The 14,190-nt window shown below is 45.9% G+C and carries 27 protein-coding genes; all 27 read right to left on the bottom strand.

The window, feature by feature from the left end; all coding sequences use genetic code 11:
- Positions 1 to 409: 409 nt before the first annotated feature.
- Positions 410 to 637, bottom strand: a complete 228-nt coding sequence (locus tag RGU72_RS04870) for a hypothetical protein (RefSeq protein WP_322118651.1) — start codon at positions 635 to 637, stop codon at positions 410 to 412.
- A 485-nt stretch (positions 638 to 1,122) separates the two neighbouring features.
- Positions 1,123 to 1,266 carry a hypothetical protein gene (locus RGU72_RS04865; protein WP_322118650.1) on the bottom strand — a complete coding sequence of 48 codons (144 nt, stop codon included), beginning with the start codon at positions 1,264 to 1,266 and terminating at the stop codon, positions 1,123 to 1,125.
- Positions 1,267 to 1,268: 2 nt separating this feature from the next.
- Positions 1,269 to 1,589 (bottom strand): hypothetical protein, encoded by a 321-nt coding sequence (locus RGU72_RS04860; RefSeq protein WP_322118649.1) that lies wholly within the window; start codon positions 1,587 to 1,589, stop codon positions 1,269 to 1,271.
- Between the two features lie 1,096 nt (positions 1,590 to 2,685).
- Positions 2,686 to 3,102 carry a hypothetical protein gene (locus tag RGU72_RS04855; RefSeq protein WP_322118648.1) on the bottom strand — a complete coding sequence of 139 codons (417 nt, stop codon included), beginning with the start codon at positions 3,100 to 3,102 and terminating at the stop codon, positions 2,686 to 2,688.
- A gap of 628 nt (positions 3,103 to 3,730) precedes the next feature.
- Positions 3,731 to 4,003 carry a hypothetical protein gene (locus RGU72_RS04850; RefSeq protein ID WP_322118647.1) on the bottom strand — a complete coding sequence of 91 codons (273 nt, stop codon included), beginning with the start codon at positions 4,001 to 4,003 and terminating at the stop codon, positions 3,731 to 3,733.
- A 27-nt stretch (positions 4,004 to 4,030) separates the two neighbouring features.
- Positions 4,031 to 4,303, bottom strand: coding sequence for a hypothetical protein (locus RGU72_RS04845; protein ID WP_322118646.1), 273 nt, complete (start codon positions 4,301 to 4,303; stop codon positions 4,031 to 4,033).
- Position 4,304: 1 nt separating this feature from the next.
- Positions 4,305 to 4,634 (bottom strand): hypothetical protein, encoded by a 330-nt coding sequence (locus RGU72_RS04840; protein ID WP_322118645.1) that lies wholly within the window; start codon positions 4,632 to 4,634, stop codon positions 4,305 to 4,307.
- Positions 4,631 to 5,020, bottom strand: a complete 390-nt coding sequence (locus RGU72_RS04835) for a hypothetical protein (RefSeq protein WP_322118644.1) — start codon at positions 5,018 to 5,020, stop codon at positions 4,631 to 4,633. Before RGU72_RS04835 ends, RGU72_RS04840 begins: the two co-directional genes overlap by 4 nt.
- Positions 5,005 to 5,352: a hypothetical protein gene (locus RGU72_RS04830; RefSeq protein ID WP_322118643.1), complete on the bottom strand. Its 348-nt coding sequence runs from the start codon at positions 5,350 to 5,352 to the stop codon at positions 5,005 to 5,007. The genes RGU72_RS04835 and RGU72_RS04830 overlap by 16 nt, the downstream gene beginning before the upstream one ends.
- Before the next feature lie 82 nt (positions 5,353 to 5,434).
- On the bottom strand, positions 5,435 to 5,731 hold the full coding sequence (locus RGU72_RS04825; protein WP_322118642.1) for a hypothetical protein: 297 nt from the start codon (positions 5,729 to 5,731) through the stop codon (positions 5,435 to 5,437).
- 17 nt (positions 5,732 to 5,748) lie between these two features.
- Positions 5,749 to 5,964, bottom strand: a complete 216-nt coding sequence (locus RGU72_RS04820; protein ID WP_322118641.1) for a hypothetical protein — start codon at positions 5,962 to 5,964, stop codon at positions 5,749 to 5,751.
- A gap of 8 nt (positions 5,965 to 5,972) precedes the next feature.
- On the bottom strand, positions 5,973 to 6,275 hold the full coding sequence (locus RGU72_RS04815) for a hypothetical protein (protein WP_322118640.1): 303 nt from the start codon (positions 6,273 to 6,275) through the stop codon (positions 5,973 to 5,975).
- On the bottom strand, positions 6,268 to 6,657 hold the full coding sequence (locus tag RGU72_RS04810) for a hypothetical protein (RefSeq protein WP_322118639.1): 390 nt from the start codon (positions 6,655 to 6,657) through the stop codon (positions 6,268 to 6,270). Before RGU72_RS04810 ends, RGU72_RS04815 begins: the two co-directional genes overlap by 8 nt.
- 35 nt (positions 6,658 to 6,692) lie before the next feature.
- The gene (locus RGU72_RS04805) at positions 6,693 to 7,346 is read right to left on the bottom strand and encodes a hypothetical protein (RefSeq protein ID WP_322118638.1); all 654 of its coding nucleotides are present in this window, start codon (positions 7,344 to 7,346) and stop codon (positions 6,693 to 6,695) included.
- Positions 7,347 to 7,434: 88 nt separating this feature from the next.
- The gene (locus tag RGU72_RS04800; protein ID WP_322118637.1) at positions 7,435 to 7,722 is read right to left on the bottom strand and encodes a hypothetical protein; all 288 of its coding nucleotides are present in this window, start codon (positions 7,720 to 7,722) and stop codon (positions 7,435 to 7,437) included.
- 494 nt (positions 7,723 to 8,216) lie between these two features.
- Positions 8,217 to 8,555: a hypothetical protein gene (locus tag RGU72_RS04795; RefSeq protein WP_322118636.1), complete on the bottom strand. Its 339-nt coding sequence runs from the start codon at positions 8,553 to 8,555 to the stop codon at positions 8,217 to 8,219.
- A gap of 53 nt (positions 8,556 to 8,608) precedes the next feature.
- Positions 8,609 to 9,460: a hypothetical protein gene (locus tag RGU72_RS04790; protein WP_322118635.1), complete on the bottom strand. Its 852-nt coding sequence runs from the start codon at positions 9,458 to 9,460 to the stop codon at positions 8,609 to 8,611.
- A 265-nt stretch (positions 9,461 to 9,725) separates the two neighbouring features.
- Complete coding sequence (locus RGU72_RS04785; protein WP_322118634.1) at positions 9,726 to 10,265, bottom strand: hypothetical protein; 540 nt, start codon at positions 10,263 to 10,265, stop codon at positions 9,726 to 9,728.
- Positions 10,266 to 10,277: 12 nt separating this feature from the next.
- Complete coding sequence (locus tag RGU72_RS04780; protein ID WP_322118633.1) at positions 10,278 to 10,775, bottom strand: hypothetical protein; 498 nt, start codon at positions 10,773 to 10,775, stop codon at positions 10,278 to 10,280.
- Positions 10,729 to 11,076 (bottom strand): hypothetical protein, encoded by a 348-nt coding sequence (locus RGU72_RS04775; protein ID WP_322118632.1) that lies wholly within the window; start codon positions 11,074 to 11,076, stop codon positions 10,729 to 10,731. Before RGU72_RS04775 ends, RGU72_RS04780 begins: the two co-directional genes overlap by 47 nt.
- Positions 11,073 to 11,696, bottom strand: coding sequence for a hypothetical protein (locus tag RGU72_RS04770; RefSeq protein WP_322118631.1), 624 nt, complete (start codon positions 11,694 to 11,696; stop codon positions 11,073 to 11,075). The genes RGU72_RS04775 and RGU72_RS04770 overlap by 4 nt, the downstream gene beginning before the upstream one ends.
- A gap of 25 nt (positions 11,697 to 11,721) precedes the next feature.
- Positions 11,722 to 12,033: a hypothetical protein gene (locus tag RGU72_RS04765; RefSeq protein WP_322118630.1), complete on the bottom strand. Its 312-nt coding sequence runs from the start codon at positions 12,031 to 12,033 to the stop codon at positions 11,722 to 11,724.
- Complete coding sequence (locus RGU72_RS04760) at positions 12,020 to 12,580, bottom strand: hypothetical protein (RefSeq protein WP_322118629.1); 561 nt, start codon at positions 12,578 to 12,580, stop codon at positions 12,020 to 12,022. Before RGU72_RS04760 ends, RGU72_RS04765 begins: the two co-directional genes overlap by 14 nt.
- Positions 12,581 to 12,593: 13 nt before the next feature.
- A complete protein-coding gene (locus RGU72_RS04755) occupies positions 12,594 to 12,821 on the bottom strand; it encodes a hypothetical protein (RefSeq protein ID WP_322118628.1) in 228 nt (75 codons plus the stop codon).
- Positions 12,818 to 13,213, bottom strand: coding sequence for a hypothetical protein (locus RGU72_RS04750; RefSeq protein ID WP_322118627.1), 396 nt, complete (start codon positions 13,211 to 13,213; stop codon positions 12,818 to 12,820). The genes RGU72_RS04755 and RGU72_RS04750 overlap by 4 nt, the downstream gene beginning before the upstream one ends.
- Positions 13,210 to 13,764: a 3'-5' exonuclease gene (locus RGU72_RS04745; RefSeq protein ID WP_322118626.1), complete on the bottom strand. Its 555-nt coding sequence runs from the start codon at positions 13,762 to 13,764 to the stop codon at positions 13,210 to 13,212. The genes RGU72_RS04750 and RGU72_RS04745 overlap by 4 nt, the downstream gene beginning before the upstream one ends.
- On the bottom strand, positions 13,761 to 14,186 hold the full coding sequence (locus RGU72_RS04740; RefSeq protein ID WP_322118625.1) for a hypothetical protein: 426 nt from the start codon (positions 14,184 to 14,186) through the stop codon (positions 13,761 to 13,763). Before RGU72_RS04740 ends, RGU72_RS04745 begins: the two co-directional genes overlap by 4 nt.
- Positions 14,187 to 14,190: the final 4 nt, after the last annotated feature.

The raw sequence follows: 14,190 nt of genomic DNA, 5'->3' as shown, positions 1-14,190 counted from the left end.
TATCGTTGTAAATATGGTACATGCAAAATATATCTTTACTTTTACCGTTATTTAATGTTATTCGCACGCATACGCGCATCATGTATTTATATAGTGTGATATCTGGAATGACTGCGGCAACGTGACGATTGCCGATCGACTTGCACTTCCTAGGATTTAAGCAATTTGACGACACCAAGGCGACGTCGGCGGGTGGCAATTAGCCAAGGCATCTTTCACGCCGCTCCCTAGGCGCTTAATAAAACTTTGGAATATTCTGTCGGCTTCGCTCAGCTTTACCTACATGAAAATCTTGATAAATATCGTCGCCAAGGCAAAGCCTTCTATTGCAAATAATGTCGCCTTGGAAAAGTCTTGCTAAAACAATAGGGGCGACCGATGCGCCCTACCCTAGTTCAATCATTCAGGCTTAATGCATGTGATTAAGCTTGGCACTACGCAAGTAGCGTCCACGACTACGCGTATGAGACACGTCCGCCATCTCTTGCATCTCATCTAAGTAATCATTTTCCTGCTCTTGTAAGTGATCGGTGCCGACCAGCTCAGCTTCAGCTCGGCTTGACGCTAAATAGAGGTCCTGATGTGTCCATGTAGGTGCTGCAATAGCGTTTGATGCGACGATAAGTGGCTTAGTCATAGGTTCTCCGTAAGGTTAATTAGTTGCGGTCGTTGTTATTTGCTCGACAACTGAAGTATGACGATCACACTCAGGCGTTAGTCAGCGGCGGCAGGCAAGCTCGATGGCTACAAATCAAGAATGGCCAAGGCGTTTAATTGGCTCGCATATACGAGAAAACGATTAAGTGACTTACCGTGTTTCTGTATTGGCGTAAGAGTGATAATTGGAAGTGAGAATGCTGTGCCCTAATCCTTGGCATCTTTAGCAAAGTACATAGCCTGTAGCGTGAGATCTATGTAGAAGTGATTCATTAGCCTGAGCGCATACGGCCTGAGAGCGTGATGAGCCTGAAAGCCTACCGTCCTAACCGGTAGTGCCTACAGCCTGCAAGGGTCAAGGGTAATGCCTGCGAGTAGCCTGACGGCCTATGCGTTGAAGTGTCCTGTACATCGCCAGCTCTTCGATGTATTTGCCTGCGATGAGAGTAAGTAGGCTTTTCATGATCAGCCCTTCTTTGCCAAAATCTTCACAGCCAGCTCAACCGGCACATTAAACTCAGCGAAGAGCCTGGCAACTACCTGGACGCCTAAGCGCTTGCTGATTGTGCGGTATGTCTTGATCCGGTCTTTTGTGAATGGAAGGCTCATGATTATTCTCCCAATGCATTGATGGAAGCAATCACCTTCGTCGCCCACGCTTCTTCTCTGACATGTTCTTCTTTCGGCGATACATCACGACGCGGCGGTGGAGCAACGAAACCAATCTGCGCCATGACCTGATCATGCAACGACATCTCGGACCAGACCATCGGCTTCAAACCGGCGTCTTCGCACCGTTGACGTACAATCGGATCAGCAAAGCTGTCGTCGTCACACTCTTGGATCGCATATATTAAGTCTTGATCAAAAAAGCGGGTGCCGAACTCTGAATCGATAATCGGATAAAGGTGCTGCTTTGGGTGCTGGTTCATATCTTCTTTCGTTGTGTTGTTTCGATGTATGAAGTATGAAGCGAAGATATTGGCATGTGCGTGGCGGGTTAAAACGAGCCAAACCGAACTTTGTTAGGCTCAGCCTTCGAGTTTTGTTCGATTCAATTTGGTAAAAGCCTAGGATCACCAAACAAACACACCGGATCAGGCATGCCAAGGATGAGTGCGGCGACGATTTTTGTAGCCTGGTAAGCAAAAAGCCAAGGCGTCGAATCCTTGGCTTGTGTACGTAGAAAACTTTGGAATAACCCGTCGGCTCGGCAAAGCCTTTTAAAACAAAAGTCCTTGGGTTACAAGGACTCTGGATACAATTTCAGCATTCAAGAAGAATTACAACTGCCCTCTGATGAGGAACCCTAGGAAAGAACAAATCCCCCCTTACCCCCCTTAGCCAACAACGCTATAGAAAAGTAAGGAGAGATTCGTTCTTGCTAGGGCCACATCAGAAGCTTCTCTGCGTATGGCAACCCCACATTTAAGAACAAATCCCCCAAAAGACCAACTCACTCCCGACTCTGTTTAAAGCCTAGTTTCAGGCTCAAGGGACATAACGGCAAACAATATGGTCAGGATTATAGCTCAGCCGTGACTTATCTTGCAAGTGGCAAATTAAAGCTTGGGTTCCTTGGGTCTAGTGGGTCTGGACTACAATAACTGTGTCCGCTATGAGCTTTTCTGTGTAGGCGAGACGGTGGCTTGTGTGTAGTGGCACAGGCTGCTGAATATAAAACGGCGATGTGCCGATTGTTGTTCAACGTTTGATTGACGTCGAGAGAAAGTGGAAGGATTGCCGGGTCTGTTGTAATTTTTAATGAATACAACACCTTGCCAGGCAATCCTTCCACATACGCATGCAAACACAGATGCAAACACACAATATCCTAATCTCACTAACAACTTACTCCACTCGCCTCTTCACCCTCATACATCTACCTATAGGCCTACCCTTCTACCGACATCAAGCGAAAAAGCCTGACGTTTGCATATAGTCGATGTCAGCCTGAGCGTCTTACGTGTCTTCTCTAGTGCCTAGTTGTCTTTATAGAGTGAGAATTACGCCGGTAGAGTTCTTTGTCTACCTGTTCGGGCAAAAGAGTCCACGAGCCGCTACTCCAACAATAATTAAGCCTGCAATGATTAGACCTTGATATCCAAGTCGTCCGTACCAGTCATATACTGGATCAAGTGTTTCAATTCCAGCCCGCTCGCTGAGTACATCAACGGAGAGTCTTGACCAATATTTCAAAGCTGGCGTCATAATGAACCACGCCGCTGCAAGGGTGAAAGGTAGCCAACATTTAAACTCAAATGCAATAGCTAAAACTATCAGACAAATTATTATTGCGGCGAAGAAAATCATCCATCCAAGAGTTTTTATATCCACGCTTAGCATGTCTGCGACAGATTTTAATGCCAAGTAACCTAGAATTAATACGCCAATACACAAACCAACCAAAGTCCAAACGACATTGCTGTTATTGTTGTTGCTCATACAGTTCCTTCATTAGATGTTAAGAATTTAATTGTAATGCCAATTTGCAATGTTGAGTTATTTCTATCTCCGCTTGTTATTCTCTTTACTTAATCCGCCCGCTGAGCCGCTAAGCTCTTGCTCTATTCTTTCGCGTTTGCTTTCATTCATTGCGAAGTTGCCAGGTAGTGTCGGCTCATTGAGTTCAAATAGGTTATCAATTTGGATCGAGAAGTAATCCAAGCTTGCGTGATTTCTAGTGTTGAGTGATGGAAAGTTCATATCGGTTTAAAGGTGAATTGTTTGTCAGTGCTGACTTAGTTATATTAAAACAATGAGACAGGCGGTAGTTCTTTTGAAGTAAGATTGCCGACTGATTTAAACGCTGTTTGAGCGCTTTAAATTGTTAGACTTAGTCGGTTATGTAAAAGAGATTTAAACGTCATGCCGCGCTGATTAATGCGGTTTCCGGTTATGATTTGAAAGAAGCGATTAGATGTTAATGATTTAATCAGGCTAGGTACGACTTGGCTGCGAGTTTCTTCTCGGACAACATTGAAATAATTGTTTAAAATCAATGACTTAGCCTTGGATTAATAAAGTTGCTTAAAAGACAGGAATAATCCTGCCTCTTTGACAACTTTAAGCCTTAGAACATTTCGTTAACGGTGTGATTAATGGCTTCTAAAACGCTATGATAAGTATCATCAATAATGCCTACGACGGTTGGGCCATCTAGGCTCTCGACCATGTAGCGAAACAAGATCTGATTATCGCCTTCATCGTCCGGAAGATAGTCGCCCTTGCCGATCGCTTCGAGGATTTCATCAAACGATTTGTCGTTCGGATATTCATCTAGCCATGTGCTGAGTGCCACTTGTTCAGCCTGGTTCTTTGCGCATTCTTCTACTTCGGTGTCCATGTGCTTTACCTTTCAATTCGTGTTTGGTTATTCCAGCTCTGTGAACAGATGTTCCATCATGCCGACGAGGTTGTCTTTGGCTTCTGTGATAAAGCTGGCGACTTGCTTAAAATCATGATCTTCGAGCGGTTGCCAAATAGTGATCACGTAGCGTCCATGTTCGTTCTTTGGTACGTCGCCATGCATCATGTTCATGACTTGCTGAAAGTTGAGACCGGCGGGCCAGTCATTTAAGAACTGCCCTAATGCTTGACGCTCAGCCAAGCTGATCATGGTGGCGCGCTGAAAAGGTGTAATCATTTTACTTTTCTCTCCTAATGTTGCCCGACATCGTTTCGACATCACCGGAGATGGCGCCACAATGAACATCACCGGACATTGTTTTGACAGAGCCGCTAACATTGCCGCAACGAACGTCTCCAGATAGCGTTTTTACTGTGCCTGCTGTTCCGGTCACTGAAATTGATTCGCATGCGTCCGCATTAATGGTTTCAATATCGCCATGCACTTCGATGCGAATCTCTTTAGAGTCCGGCGTTACGTCTTTGCCGTTAACTACTACGCGTCCATTATTTATTGAGATACTGCGAGCGCCTGAAATGTTCAAGCCGTTGATGGTAATTTTGTTCATTTGCCGTCCAATTCTTCACAGTGTTGAATCATCCATTTCATCCACGCAATGCGTGTATGTGCCATTTTGATGTTTAGCTCTTCATTGGATAATTCATTCCAAAGAAGGTCTGTCTCTGGATGCGCTCTACCTATCCAGCCTTGCAGATAGACAGAAGGACCAAGAAGCTGTCCTATCCAGAAACTAAGACGCTGTTCGGTCTTTAATAAAGCCCAATAGTTAGCATTCGGACGACATGCCAAATTTTTACCCGCTTCATAAACCGCCCAGCAAACGCCGGTCATTCTGTTGAAATCGCCCTTCTCGGCTTTAAATTGAGCCGAGTACCATTTCAAAGCCTCTTTGAGAAAATCGGCGTCTGACACAGCCTTTACAGTATTTGCCATTCTGTTTCTCCGAGTTTGCGATAAGTCATTGTCGTTGTGCCAAATAGATTCTCTGCCCAATCTTGCGGTGCGAATGCTTGATCGCCATCAGCGTGGTCCAGGTCGCCACAACGTCCAACGAAATACAGATTGTCGTCGTCATCCAAAAGCTGAAACTCGAACGGGAAGTCTGTTTCGTTTAAAAGCTCTTTTTTGATAATTTCCAGACGCGATCTAGGGTTCGGCACTGTCTCTGACATGTTCACAATCATGCCATTTTCGATGTAGTCGCCATAACCGACAACGCTGCTTGAAAGTGAGTCTAATTTATCTTCTGTGATAATCCATTTCATTTTGTTTCTCTCTGTTGTTTGTTTCGATAGAGTTATTATCGCAAGCGATTTATGGCGATTCATTGGGAACTTATTCGAGTCCCTACTCTGTTTCACCCGATTCAATCTCAACACCAAGCAGAATGCGTTGCTTGCCTGTTTTATCGAAATCGTGCGTGATATAGTCCACGGTAAAATGTGCGTTATTCTCTGGCATGAAGATATCTGCGCGACAATTCTCAAGCTCTTGACCTCCAGCCATCCAGTAGTCGGTGATTAAATCTCTGTGCAGAGTTATAGTTTCGCCAATGCGAGGCACGACGTTCACCATCAGCCGAATAACATTTTCTTCTTCGAGAGATTGTGGATATCCATAATCTTCAAGTGTAATTTCAATCATTTTTTATCCTATTAATATTAAAAGCTGCCAAGGTATGTTTTGTATTCAAAGCTTGCCTTCGCCAAGTTTCTTTCTCGTATAGGCGACCAACCTGCTTCATTTGGACTTAGAAAGTATTGATATGAGAATTTATCTTCCGTAACTTCCGTCACTCTTCTTATCCCAAGATTGACGCCGTACTCGTTGGTCCAAATAACGAGATCGCCAACTTTAAAAAGTGGAGCTTGTTTCATTTTTTATCCTAGAAGCTTCCAAAGTCTTTACCGTAAGGGCTTGGCTTAATGCCGAACAAGCGTTCGATTTCAGATTGACTGGCGTCACGTAATACCGGCTCGTCGTCTTCGCCTATATCTTCCAGCTCGGTCGTAATGTCGTAGGTTTGACCGCAGTGGCAGCACCGCCCGCGCCAGGAGCCGTCCGTAAAAAGACATTCCGTGCCAATGGCAGAATTACAGTGATGACATGTAAAAGTATCTTCGCCATACTCCACCACGTCCTCAATGGGCTTTTCTCGCCTTGAGTTTTTTTCAGCAGGCTTAGCCATTAACTTCAACTATTTCCAACTGATAAGCATGGTCGCCAACAATTAATTCGTTGTCGCCGCACTCCATCATCGTGTTGATCCAAGACTGGTCTCGTTTCGTCCATATTTCCGAGTCAAAGTGAGCGGAACGATTCACAATCCAACCTGCGTCATACCGAACCAGCAACTTAATCATGGCAACTTGTTGCTTTTGTTTTGGCGGCTCGACAATTGGCGAAACGAAGCCAGTTATGTTTGTTCTTAGCGATATCACGCCGTCGCCGTGAGTAATTGCTAAACTGTAATCGGCGTCATACTTTTCCTGCATCGCTTTATTAAGCTGCTCAATTAGGTCGGCGATTGGCGCTGTTGTTGGCTTAATGTAAACTGGTGTATTGCTCATTTTTGCTTCTCCTATCTCAGTGGTGACTTACTTTGTTAATAAATTTCTTTACTGTAGATTTTTACTGCCAACGATTCAGTATTGACGCAAACATGCAATTCGTCGCCGATATCACCAAGGTCGAATCCAAGATCAACTCTGTTGGCAATTGTGTCGAAGCAATATGCGATATCGTGTGGCTTATTGCCTTTGAAGCGCTTTAACGCTTTTCTGTATCCGACTCGCATCCAATGAATCATCTTGTCCGTTACTAAGCCTGGCTGAAAAATTTCTGCGTCGTTATCTCTTCCTTGATTAGCCTCTTTGACGCCCTCTTTGATAATGTTAAATAAGTCACTTTCAAGGTCGGCATCTTTGAGGCGGTATGTGCGCGGCGGCTTTCTTAGATCAACATTGCCTGAACGAAGCTCCTGAAGAAACCGCGCAATATCGAATCCCATTTGCTTATCTAAGCGATTGTCTCGGGTTGGAAGAGAGGCAAACCAGCCGCTTTCGCCCCTTATGTGAAGCATTGCGCCGAAAGCCATCATTTCGTCAGCCAGAGAGCCGTCGCCATCCTTGAAGTGTTCTAGTGTGTCGTGCGCGACGCCTCTTCCACTTGATGCGTTGAAGTTAGGAAAACCCTTTAAGATCCAGCCCTCTTCGCCATATTCTCTATTTTCGCGCCATTCAAATATCGTATGTATCATTTTTAAACTCGTTTTGTTGTTTCGATATGAGTATCTTCTCAGTCAAACTGAGGCGTTGTGGTGGCTACCTGCGTTAATCGGTGGCTGGTTAAGACAGAAGCATTTCGGCAGCGAGACGAATCGCCGTCACCGAACTGGAAGTCCCAAGCGGTGTGCGTGTGCGTATTGGCGACTCGTACATTGTCCACTGCTCGTTTTCAAACTCAAGATCGCCTACTTTGCCCTTAGCGGAGCTGATGGCGATACAGGCAGGCTTGCCAATCTTGAACTCTAAAACTGGCTCAGATCGATCATGAAACAAGACCGCGCCAAAGTGCGTTGTCATTTGGTAGTCGATGCCGTTAGCAACGACTGAATTTGGATTGTGATCGAACATGTTTGTCCTTTACATTAAATTGGATGAATAGCTCAGTGATGACTGATTTATAGAGGCTTAAAAATGACGTACTCTCGCGCCCCACTCGTCGCCTTCCGGTCCTGAGTAGAACAAGCCAGCCACGTCGCCGGTTGTAATCCCTGCCTCTTTCTGCACTGTCGCACAACGCGATAGAGTTAGTATGACTGCTCACTTATGGATATTACAGTCAGTTGTGACGTATCCAAGAAAGTAGCCTTTGCCGCTTATTTGCGACGACAGCCGAATTATCTTATACATTGACGCTCAATACAAGTCAGTTGTGACTTATTTTTATAAGAGCATGCCTTTATTTGTTTTCGTACTGTCACTCACATATCAACTCACTACCGGAAGAAGCTCATAGCGCGATTAAGCGAACCGTTTTTCTCGCCTTCGACCTTAGTTAGCGCTGATTGTGAGTACAAGCCTCGGACGACACCAGATATGAAAAAGGAGCTTTCAAGCTCCATTTATTACCATTGAGAGGCAACTGCCGGTTTGTCCTTCCCGACACCAGTTGGCATCGGTTTAGGTATTGACGGTGGAAAGTATGGTCTACAGATTGACTTAGAGATTTTCCACCTTTGATTATGATGATGCGTTCCGCGCTCCAGGTTATAGATGTAGCCGCTATATGTCGTTTGGTTGACCTTGGTGATTACAATCGCGGTAGTTTTGCCTTGTTTATCGACAAAGGTGCATATTTTTCCAACACGCAGCATCATAGGCAGTTTCTCTTTCAATACCGCCTGAACCGCGTCACCTAGCGATATCAGCGCCTCAACCGAGAGCGATCTAAGCTTTTGTTCCATCATTACCTCTTCAAAGTTAAAAACGGGTGGCGTCTGCCACCCTTACAATTCAATTACAGACCGAGCATGGCGTTTGCAGTCATCAGCAAGGTCGAGTCAGGGTTGGCAACCATCTTTCCCTTCTCCTTCATCGTGATTTCTAACAGTGGAAACAGCATGAAAACCTGATTCGCTTGGCTACGAGCGGTTCCCAAGCTATAAGGTTTCGCTAACAAGTCCAGTTGCAGATTACCTTTGTCGCCAGACGTCAATTCACCGTCACGCTTCAAGACTACTAAGGCACGACGGATCACTTCGTTTGGCTTGTCAGCTTTGAGCATCCAGCTAAAGAACTGCAAGACCTTTTCACGTACCTTGTCGGCGATGGCGTCAGGGTCGTTCATCTTGTCGATAAAGTTGGCGCGCTTCTGTTCGGACTGCTCTTCCATGTCGGCAACGTTAAAGGTCAGGTAATCTGCCAACTTGGCACCTAAGCGAATTTTCAGCAGCGCGCCGGGCTTCGTATTGACCAGTGTCGCCATCGGCGCTTTTGGCTCTTTCGGTGCTTTTGGCTCTGCGCCCTCTTCTGCGGCTTTTTTTACCTTCTTGCTTTTCTTAGCCTTCGCACCTTTGGTCAGCGCTTCTGGCACTTCGCCCTCGCCTACTGCCGGCGACTTCTGGTCAGCGTACAGTTCGGCTTTTGCAGTCTTCAATTCAGCTTCGGCGATGGCGTCGTCAAGCAAGGATTCGTCGCTTTCCACTTCAATCGGTGCGGCAGCGGTTGCAGTAGCGGCGACGACAATGATTGGCTCAACCGTGTCCAGCCCTTCGATGATGTCCTCTTCATTGAGTTCGCTTAGTAAAGAATCCAACAGCAGCTCTTCGCTTGCTTCCATTGAACCAACTAAGGCGGTAGATGTAGTCATTTTGTTTCTCCAAAAAAGTTTAATTTGATGTTCAATTAGTGTTCTGCAACAATTTCAGTTTCTCACTCGAATCGTGGACAAAGAAGCGATTTGGTTGGCTACTTTCAATCTCGTTTTTCGCGTTTGTCTCTGCAACCGACAGACATATAATCTCAAACCACTATTGGACAAAAAGCGCTTTTGATGGCTACCGCCGTATGGAACTGCGGCGACGTGCAATAAAAAAGGCGACCCGAAGATCGCCCGTTAAAGTGCGTTGATCAGGCTACTCGGCGCGCTTCGCCTCATCCAGTCCACTACGTCGGCCGGCGTTGAATATCTCTTGCTCAGATGGTTTGCGACCATGCTCTACAAAGAAGGCGCCAAAAAAGCCCGCCATCGTATTGACAGTAATGTCGATCCCCAACTCAGGTTTGTCAGCGGCTAAACGGTCTTTTTCTAGCTTGTCCAGACGTGCTTTTAAATCCGCGTTCTCTGTTCTTAGTCGAATCTCGGCGTCAACTGTTCGGCACACATCGGCATAACTTGCCGAGTAATACGGGTTGTTCGAAGTAAGTCGCTCTTTCGTGCTTTCTACCGTGTTTGACATGGCGCACACTCCACAAGCAGCCAGCTTTAATCGCTGTGTTTCTAGTTCACTCATTAGACTGGACTTGAAAGGCAACATTGCGTCGATCATTTCTTGCGTTGCGCTCTCTGGATCGGACAAAATATCCATGTAATTTTCGTCCAGGTCCAATTCAGCCGACATGACATACAGCGTGTTAATTATTTCTTCGTACTTATCTGTTAAATTTAGCTTCATTTATTTTCTCCTTTACCAAGCGCAAGACATGCCATCGATTTCAAATTGTCCGCCCTCTGGTCTATTTGGATCAGGTGGCAACTCTGGAACCGGTGGCGCAAGCCGATTGTCTACTTCTTCAAACTCCATATCGTCATTCAAACTTGACGATGTCCATTTAAGCAAAAACTTCTCATACGCCTCTACTGCGTCCTCCATTGTTGGAAAATATTGATCGTTATCTACTGGATCATTGACCATCGTGCCGTCGGGCCTGTAGTTCTTGACCAAGATCACAAACAACCAATAATACTCAGGCAAACAGTCGTTCATAGGGACGCGACCAATCCACTTCAAATGCACATTCACGACGCCGTTGTCGTAGGCTTTGACCGTCGTGTATTTCTCGTCTTTAGAGAGCGCAGCCCACTTCAATTTCTCTATACGGGCGCCTGTTTTATCAAAATAGCCAATCATTCTTACCTCACTTAATATCTTCTCGTTTAAACGGTCTGGCGATTGCGTCGCCATACATCGCTTCATTGATATAGCTCAAACACTTTCGGCGCACATACAGCTCGGCGTCGTATTCGTCCATATCGGTGTGTTTAGCAAAGTCAACTGCCCAAAATCCTATCTCTCGCACATTGGGAGGGAAGCCCCGCCCTACTATCTGCTCCGGCTTGTAGTTGCTGTTTGTTTTAGCTTTTACATTTTGACGTGCGATATTGCCTATTTTTTGACACATGTTAAAACGTCGATCGCCTGTTACGTCTGCCTGCGCGACCGCACTAACCAATAATGCTAATGCCAAAAAAGTGATCTTTTTCATGTGTGTGTTTGGAACGGGTCCGAGAAAATTAATAGACCGCTATCATCCACCATAAAGTTATTCAAGTGGAAGTCCAATGCACAATTCGGCGTGTCTCGTGCAAATTTTGCCAATTCACATAATGCGACACTTAACAAATGTGGGAACGCCGTATGCTTAGCAACCTCCATAATCGTCCTGTAATTCAGTTGAGCATCACTTACGCTTGGATCGAATATAAACCGGCTGCGCGCTGCACTTGCCTCGCTAATGATCAACTTAGCGTATAGCAAGGCTGCTTCTGATTGGCGCACGTTGTAGAGCTTGCGAAGCCGGCTCAACACAATCAATGTGTCTGCGCCATTAATCATTCTCTGCCCTTTGTAAAGAACCGCCATGCGTTGCGGGAAGTGCTGTCCGCGCATGGTTTCAAAATAACGATCCGTCAGCCGCTCAGCAGACAACTTCAATACGCAATCCTCAAAAGCATCTTGATAGACCAGCGAGAACTTACCTTTGGCGATGAATGCGGTCGGTTTTATGCTTAGCGCTGAAAGAATGCCTTTAACGTATTTGTCGTTGCGTTTAAGTAGCGCCATAGTTACCTCTTTTTGTTTTATGCTCAGATCGTTATTTTGCATTGTAGAAACTGGAACTACAACCCGTTTAGTCGGAGTCGTCGTGCGGCTTACCATCAATAAGAACAACTATCTTCGGACGGTTCATATCTACGGTAATGAGCGAGCCAGACAAGCCCATTACCGTCGTTCTTGCCCAATAGCTCAAAATAAAAAAGGCGCCCTTGAAAGCAGGCTTGATCAAGATATGAAAGATCATAAACGGCAGATGCCAGAGCGGGTTCGTCAAGCCTAAAAACAGCGAGTGAAAATAGTTTCGGTTACGATGGATAAAAATCTGGTGCGGGTCCGGGAGCCAGATTGTTTTCTCCATCGCAGCTTTAGTTTCATTGTTTTGCATTTTTCTCTTCCTGTAATTGTTTGACCAAGACGCTCCAGATGTTTTCCCAGAAGCCAACGCAGTCGGACTTGTAGCGTTCGCAGACAATCCACTCGTAACACTCATTAAAGAATGGCAAGTTAGACTCAAGTAAAGAGTTCACGAACGCGTCTTTAGAGTTTGTTCCAGATACCTCAAGCAACACATCAAAAGCCTCTCTCGCCTCTTCTTTCGTCAGGTCTTCTCTACGGCGTTCTACAAATAGCCATACCTTTGCCTGTTTAACCGACTCGTCCAAATCGAACTCGCGATGCTTGTAGGACGTTAGATTTTTCATCGCGTAATCGAAGTCGATTCCTGTTAGGAAGCTGACATGATCGCTGCCGACAGAATTCCAATATGTGCCATAAGTGCCAAAAGATCCCGTTGATGCGACTCGAACCCAATAATTTGTTGTTCCGTGACTCGCATAAGACCCATGCTCGATATACACTGCGGCGAAATCACCATCTGGCGTTCTGATGTGATAGACGTCGGCTACGCCTTTTGAGATTGTTGGCTTAGTCATGCTTTGGCGCCTTTCATTGAGAAGCCCACAAACCAACAAAGCCGATCATCGTCGCAACAACGCCAAATATAAAAACGCTTGTCAGCGCCGCAGTAGTTTCCACATCTTCGCTGCGCCAGCGATAGCTTTTCAGACGATATAAAACTGCGCGGTAAAGCAAGACATAAGAACCAATTAAGCCAATAATCCCGGCGATAAGTGACCCTGTGACGAACATGACGGCAAAGGCAGTTGAACTCATACTGATTTTCCAATCGTAATTTCGTTGTTAACGAAAGGCAGTTTGCTTTTATGCATACTGAGATACAAACCAGCGCCATAAACCTGCATTAACAGCCAAAGCTGAGTTTTAATCAGATCGTTCGCCTTGACCGGCTCTGGCTTGAACTCTATCGGAGTCTTCGCATATTGCGCATTCCATACTTGTGCGCCATAAGCGGTCAGCCTGGCTTGGCATGGCGCATTGAGGTTCGTAGGCTTTTCTAACTCTTCGACGCGTCGCTCTAGCTCTTCAACTCTGGCATCATGATTGATCACTTCGTCTGGCTGCTTCCAACCACAGTGACAGTCATGGCATTCGCCGTCGCTACCCATCAGGTAATTGGCGCATTGAGGACATGTATAGCTCTTCATGCTGCCACCTTCAACGCTGCCGGTAATTGATAGAAGCCACGATCCAGACCGCGCCACAAACATTGCATCATGACGTCCACGTCATAATCTGCGGCATGAGCGGCACTTTGATCGTAGGTCACGCCAAGCGCGAAACACAATTCGCTCAGCTTTGGATATTTACCCTCTGCGCATGCCCAACGCGCCTCTGTCATTGTGTCGATGCTTGGCATATCCCGAATAGGAAGACCACATGCGGCGAACTCGCAGATAAGAAACTCGGCATCGAAGTTCAGGTTATGCGCTACAAGCAAATCAGCAGCGTCCAACCGGCTCTTCACTTCATGCGCTATCTGTTTGAACTTCGGCATCAACACAAGCGATTCAAACGTGATGCCGTGAATGTCTTGCGCGCCTGCCGAGATTGGACGCTCTGGGTTAATACGCTGGACGTATTTATCGATCAGCTTGCGTGTATCGGAATCGTAAGTCAGCAAGGCGATTTCGATGATCTTGTCGCCGTCCATCGGTTTAAGACCTGTCGTCTCTGTATCGAAGCCAATGATTTTCATTTTGCGCTCTTTTCTTCAAGACCGCGCCATTGATCGTAATAGTTTAAGAAAGCTTCAACGCGTTTTTGCCACCGTGTTTTGTCTGATGAAGCGCCAATCTCAGCGTCATATCCACTTCCGCCAACATACGAAAACAGATTCATCGCCTGTCTCTCAGTTAAATTAAAGACCTGACTTAAAGGCGTGGTAAAGTCCCCATAATTTTGGTTCTGATACGCGAGTCCGCCATGTACGCCGATTGATAAGCCAAGCGCATTAAACTGAGGATGCATCGCCAAGTAACCGGCAGCGCAAGCGATGGTGTTGCAGCTTGCCTCAGTACAGTCGTTCTTCGTAATACTCCCAAGGTCAATCTGGCTTTCTGGAATACCGCTAATGATGGCGTAGGCATCTTTCAGAAGTTCAAAGTTCGGGCCACTCATGATT

Source organism: Undibacterium sp. 5I1, from assembly GCF_034314085.1.
Classification (GTDB): domain Bacteria; phylum Pseudomonadota; class Gammaproteobacteria; order Burkholderiales; family Burkholderiaceae_D; genus Undibacterium.
This window is presented reverse-complemented; position numbering and strand designations above follow the sequence as displayed.

Bases quoted from the DNA above. Each gene is read 5' to 3' on its own strand.
- RGU72_RS04865 (WP_322118650.1), bottom strand. From the start codon at position 1,266: ATGAGCCTTCCATTCACAAAAGACCGGATCAAGACATACCGCACAATC.
- RGU72_RS04795 (WP_322118636.1), bottom strand. From the start codon at position 8,555: ATGGAACAAAAGCTTAGATCGCTCTCGGTTGAGGCGCTGATATCGCTA.
- RGU72_RS04810 (WP_322118639.1), bottom strand. From the start codon at position 6,657: ATGAGCAATACACCAGTTTACATTAAGCCAACAACAGCGCCAATCGCC.
- RGU72_RS04850 (WP_322118647.1), bottom strand. From the start codon at position 4,003: ATGGACACCGAAGTAGAAGAATGCGCAAAGAACCAGGCTGAACAAGTG.
- RGU72_RS04755 (WP_322118628.1), bottom strand. From the start codon at position 12,821: ATGAGTTCAACTGCCTTTGCCGTCATGTTCGTCACAGGGTCACTTATC.
- RGU72_RS04785 (WP_322118634.1), bottom strand. From the start codon at position 10,265: ATGAAGCTAAATTTAACAGATAAGTACGAAGAAATAATTAACACGCTG.
- RGU72_RS04780 (WP_322118633.1), bottom strand. From the start codon at position 10,775: ATGGCGACGCAATCGCCAGACCGTTTAAACGAGAAGATATTAAGTGAG.
- RGU72_RS04775 (WP_322118632.1), bottom strand. From the start codon at position 11,076: ATGAAAAAGATCACTTTTTTGGCATTAGCATTATTGGTTAGTGCGGTC.
- RGU72_RS04760 (WP_322118629.1), bottom strand. From the start codon at position 12,580: ATGACTAAGCCAACAATCTCAAAAGGCGTAGCCGACGTCTATCACATC.
- RGU72_RS04770 (WP_322118631.1), bottom strand. From the start codon at position 11,696: ATGCAAAATAACGATCTGAGCATAAAACAAAAAGAGGTAACTATGGCG.
- RGU72_RS04840 (WP_322118645.1), bottom strand. From the start codon at position 4,634: ATGAACAAAATTACCATCAACGGCTTGAACATTTCAGGCGCTCGCAGT.
- RGU72_RS04825 (WP_322118642.1), bottom strand. From the start codon at position 5,731: ATGATTGAAATTACACTTGAAGATTATGGATATCCACAATCTCTCGAA.
- RGU72_RS04820 (WP_322118641.1), bottom strand. From the start codon at position 5,964: ATGAAACAAGCTCCACTTTTTAAAGTTGGCGATCTCGTTATTTGGACC.
- RGU72_RS04800 (WP_322118637.1), bottom strand. From the start codon at position 7,722: ATGTTCGATCACAATCCAAATTCAGTCGTTGCTAACGGCATCGACTAC.
- RGU72_RS04740 (WP_322118625.1), bottom strand. From the start codon at position 14,186: ATGAGTGGCCCGAACTTTGAACTTCTGAAAGATGCCTACGCCATCATT.
- RGU72_RS04835 (WP_322118644.1), bottom strand. From the start codon at position 5,020: ATGGCAAATACTGTAAAGGCTGTGTCAGACGCCGATTTTCTCAAAGAG.
- RGU72_RS04830 (WP_322118643.1), bottom strand. From the start codon at position 5,352: ATGAAATGGATTATCACAGAAGATAAATTAGACTCACTTTCAAGCAGC.
- RGU72_RS04745 (WP_322118626.1), bottom strand. From the start codon at position 13,764: ATGAAAATCATTGGCTTCGATACAGAGACGACAGGTCTTAAACCGATG.
- RGU72_RS04855 (WP_322118648.1), bottom strand. From the start codon at position 3,102: ATGAGCAACAACAATAACAGCAATGTCGTTTGGACTTTGGTTGGTTTG.
- RGU72_RS04815 (WP_322118640.1), bottom strand. From the start codon at position 6,275: ATGGCTAAGCCTGCTGAAAAAAACTCAAGGCGAGAAAAGCCCATTGAG.
- RGU72_RS04765 (WP_322118630.1), bottom strand. From the start codon at position 12,033: ATGCAAAACAATGAAACTAAAGCTGCGATGGAGAAAACAATCTGGCTC.
- RGU72_RS04790 (WP_322118635.1), bottom strand. From the start codon at position 9,460: ATGACTACATCTACCGCCTTAGTTGGTTCAATGGAAGCAAGCGAAGAG.
- RGU72_RS04845 (WP_322118646.1), bottom strand. From the start codon at position 4,303: ATGATTACACCTTTTCAGCGCGCCACCATGATCAGCTTGGCTGAGCGT.
- RGU72_RS04870 (WP_322118651.1), bottom strand. From the start codon at position 637: ATGACTAAGCCACTTATCGTCGCATCAAACGCTATTGCAGCACCTACA.
- RGU72_RS04805 (WP_322118638.1), bottom strand. From the start codon at position 7,346: ATGATACATACGATATTTGAATGGCGCGAAAATAGAGAATATGGCGAA.
- RGU72_RS04860 (WP_322118649.1), bottom strand. From the start codon at position 1,589: ATGAACCAGCACCCAAAGCAGCACCTTTATCCGATTATCGATTCAGAG.
- RGU72_RS04750 (WP_322118627.1), bottom strand. From the start codon at position 13,213: ATGAAGAGCTATACATGTCCTCAATGCGCCAATTACCTGATGGGTAGC.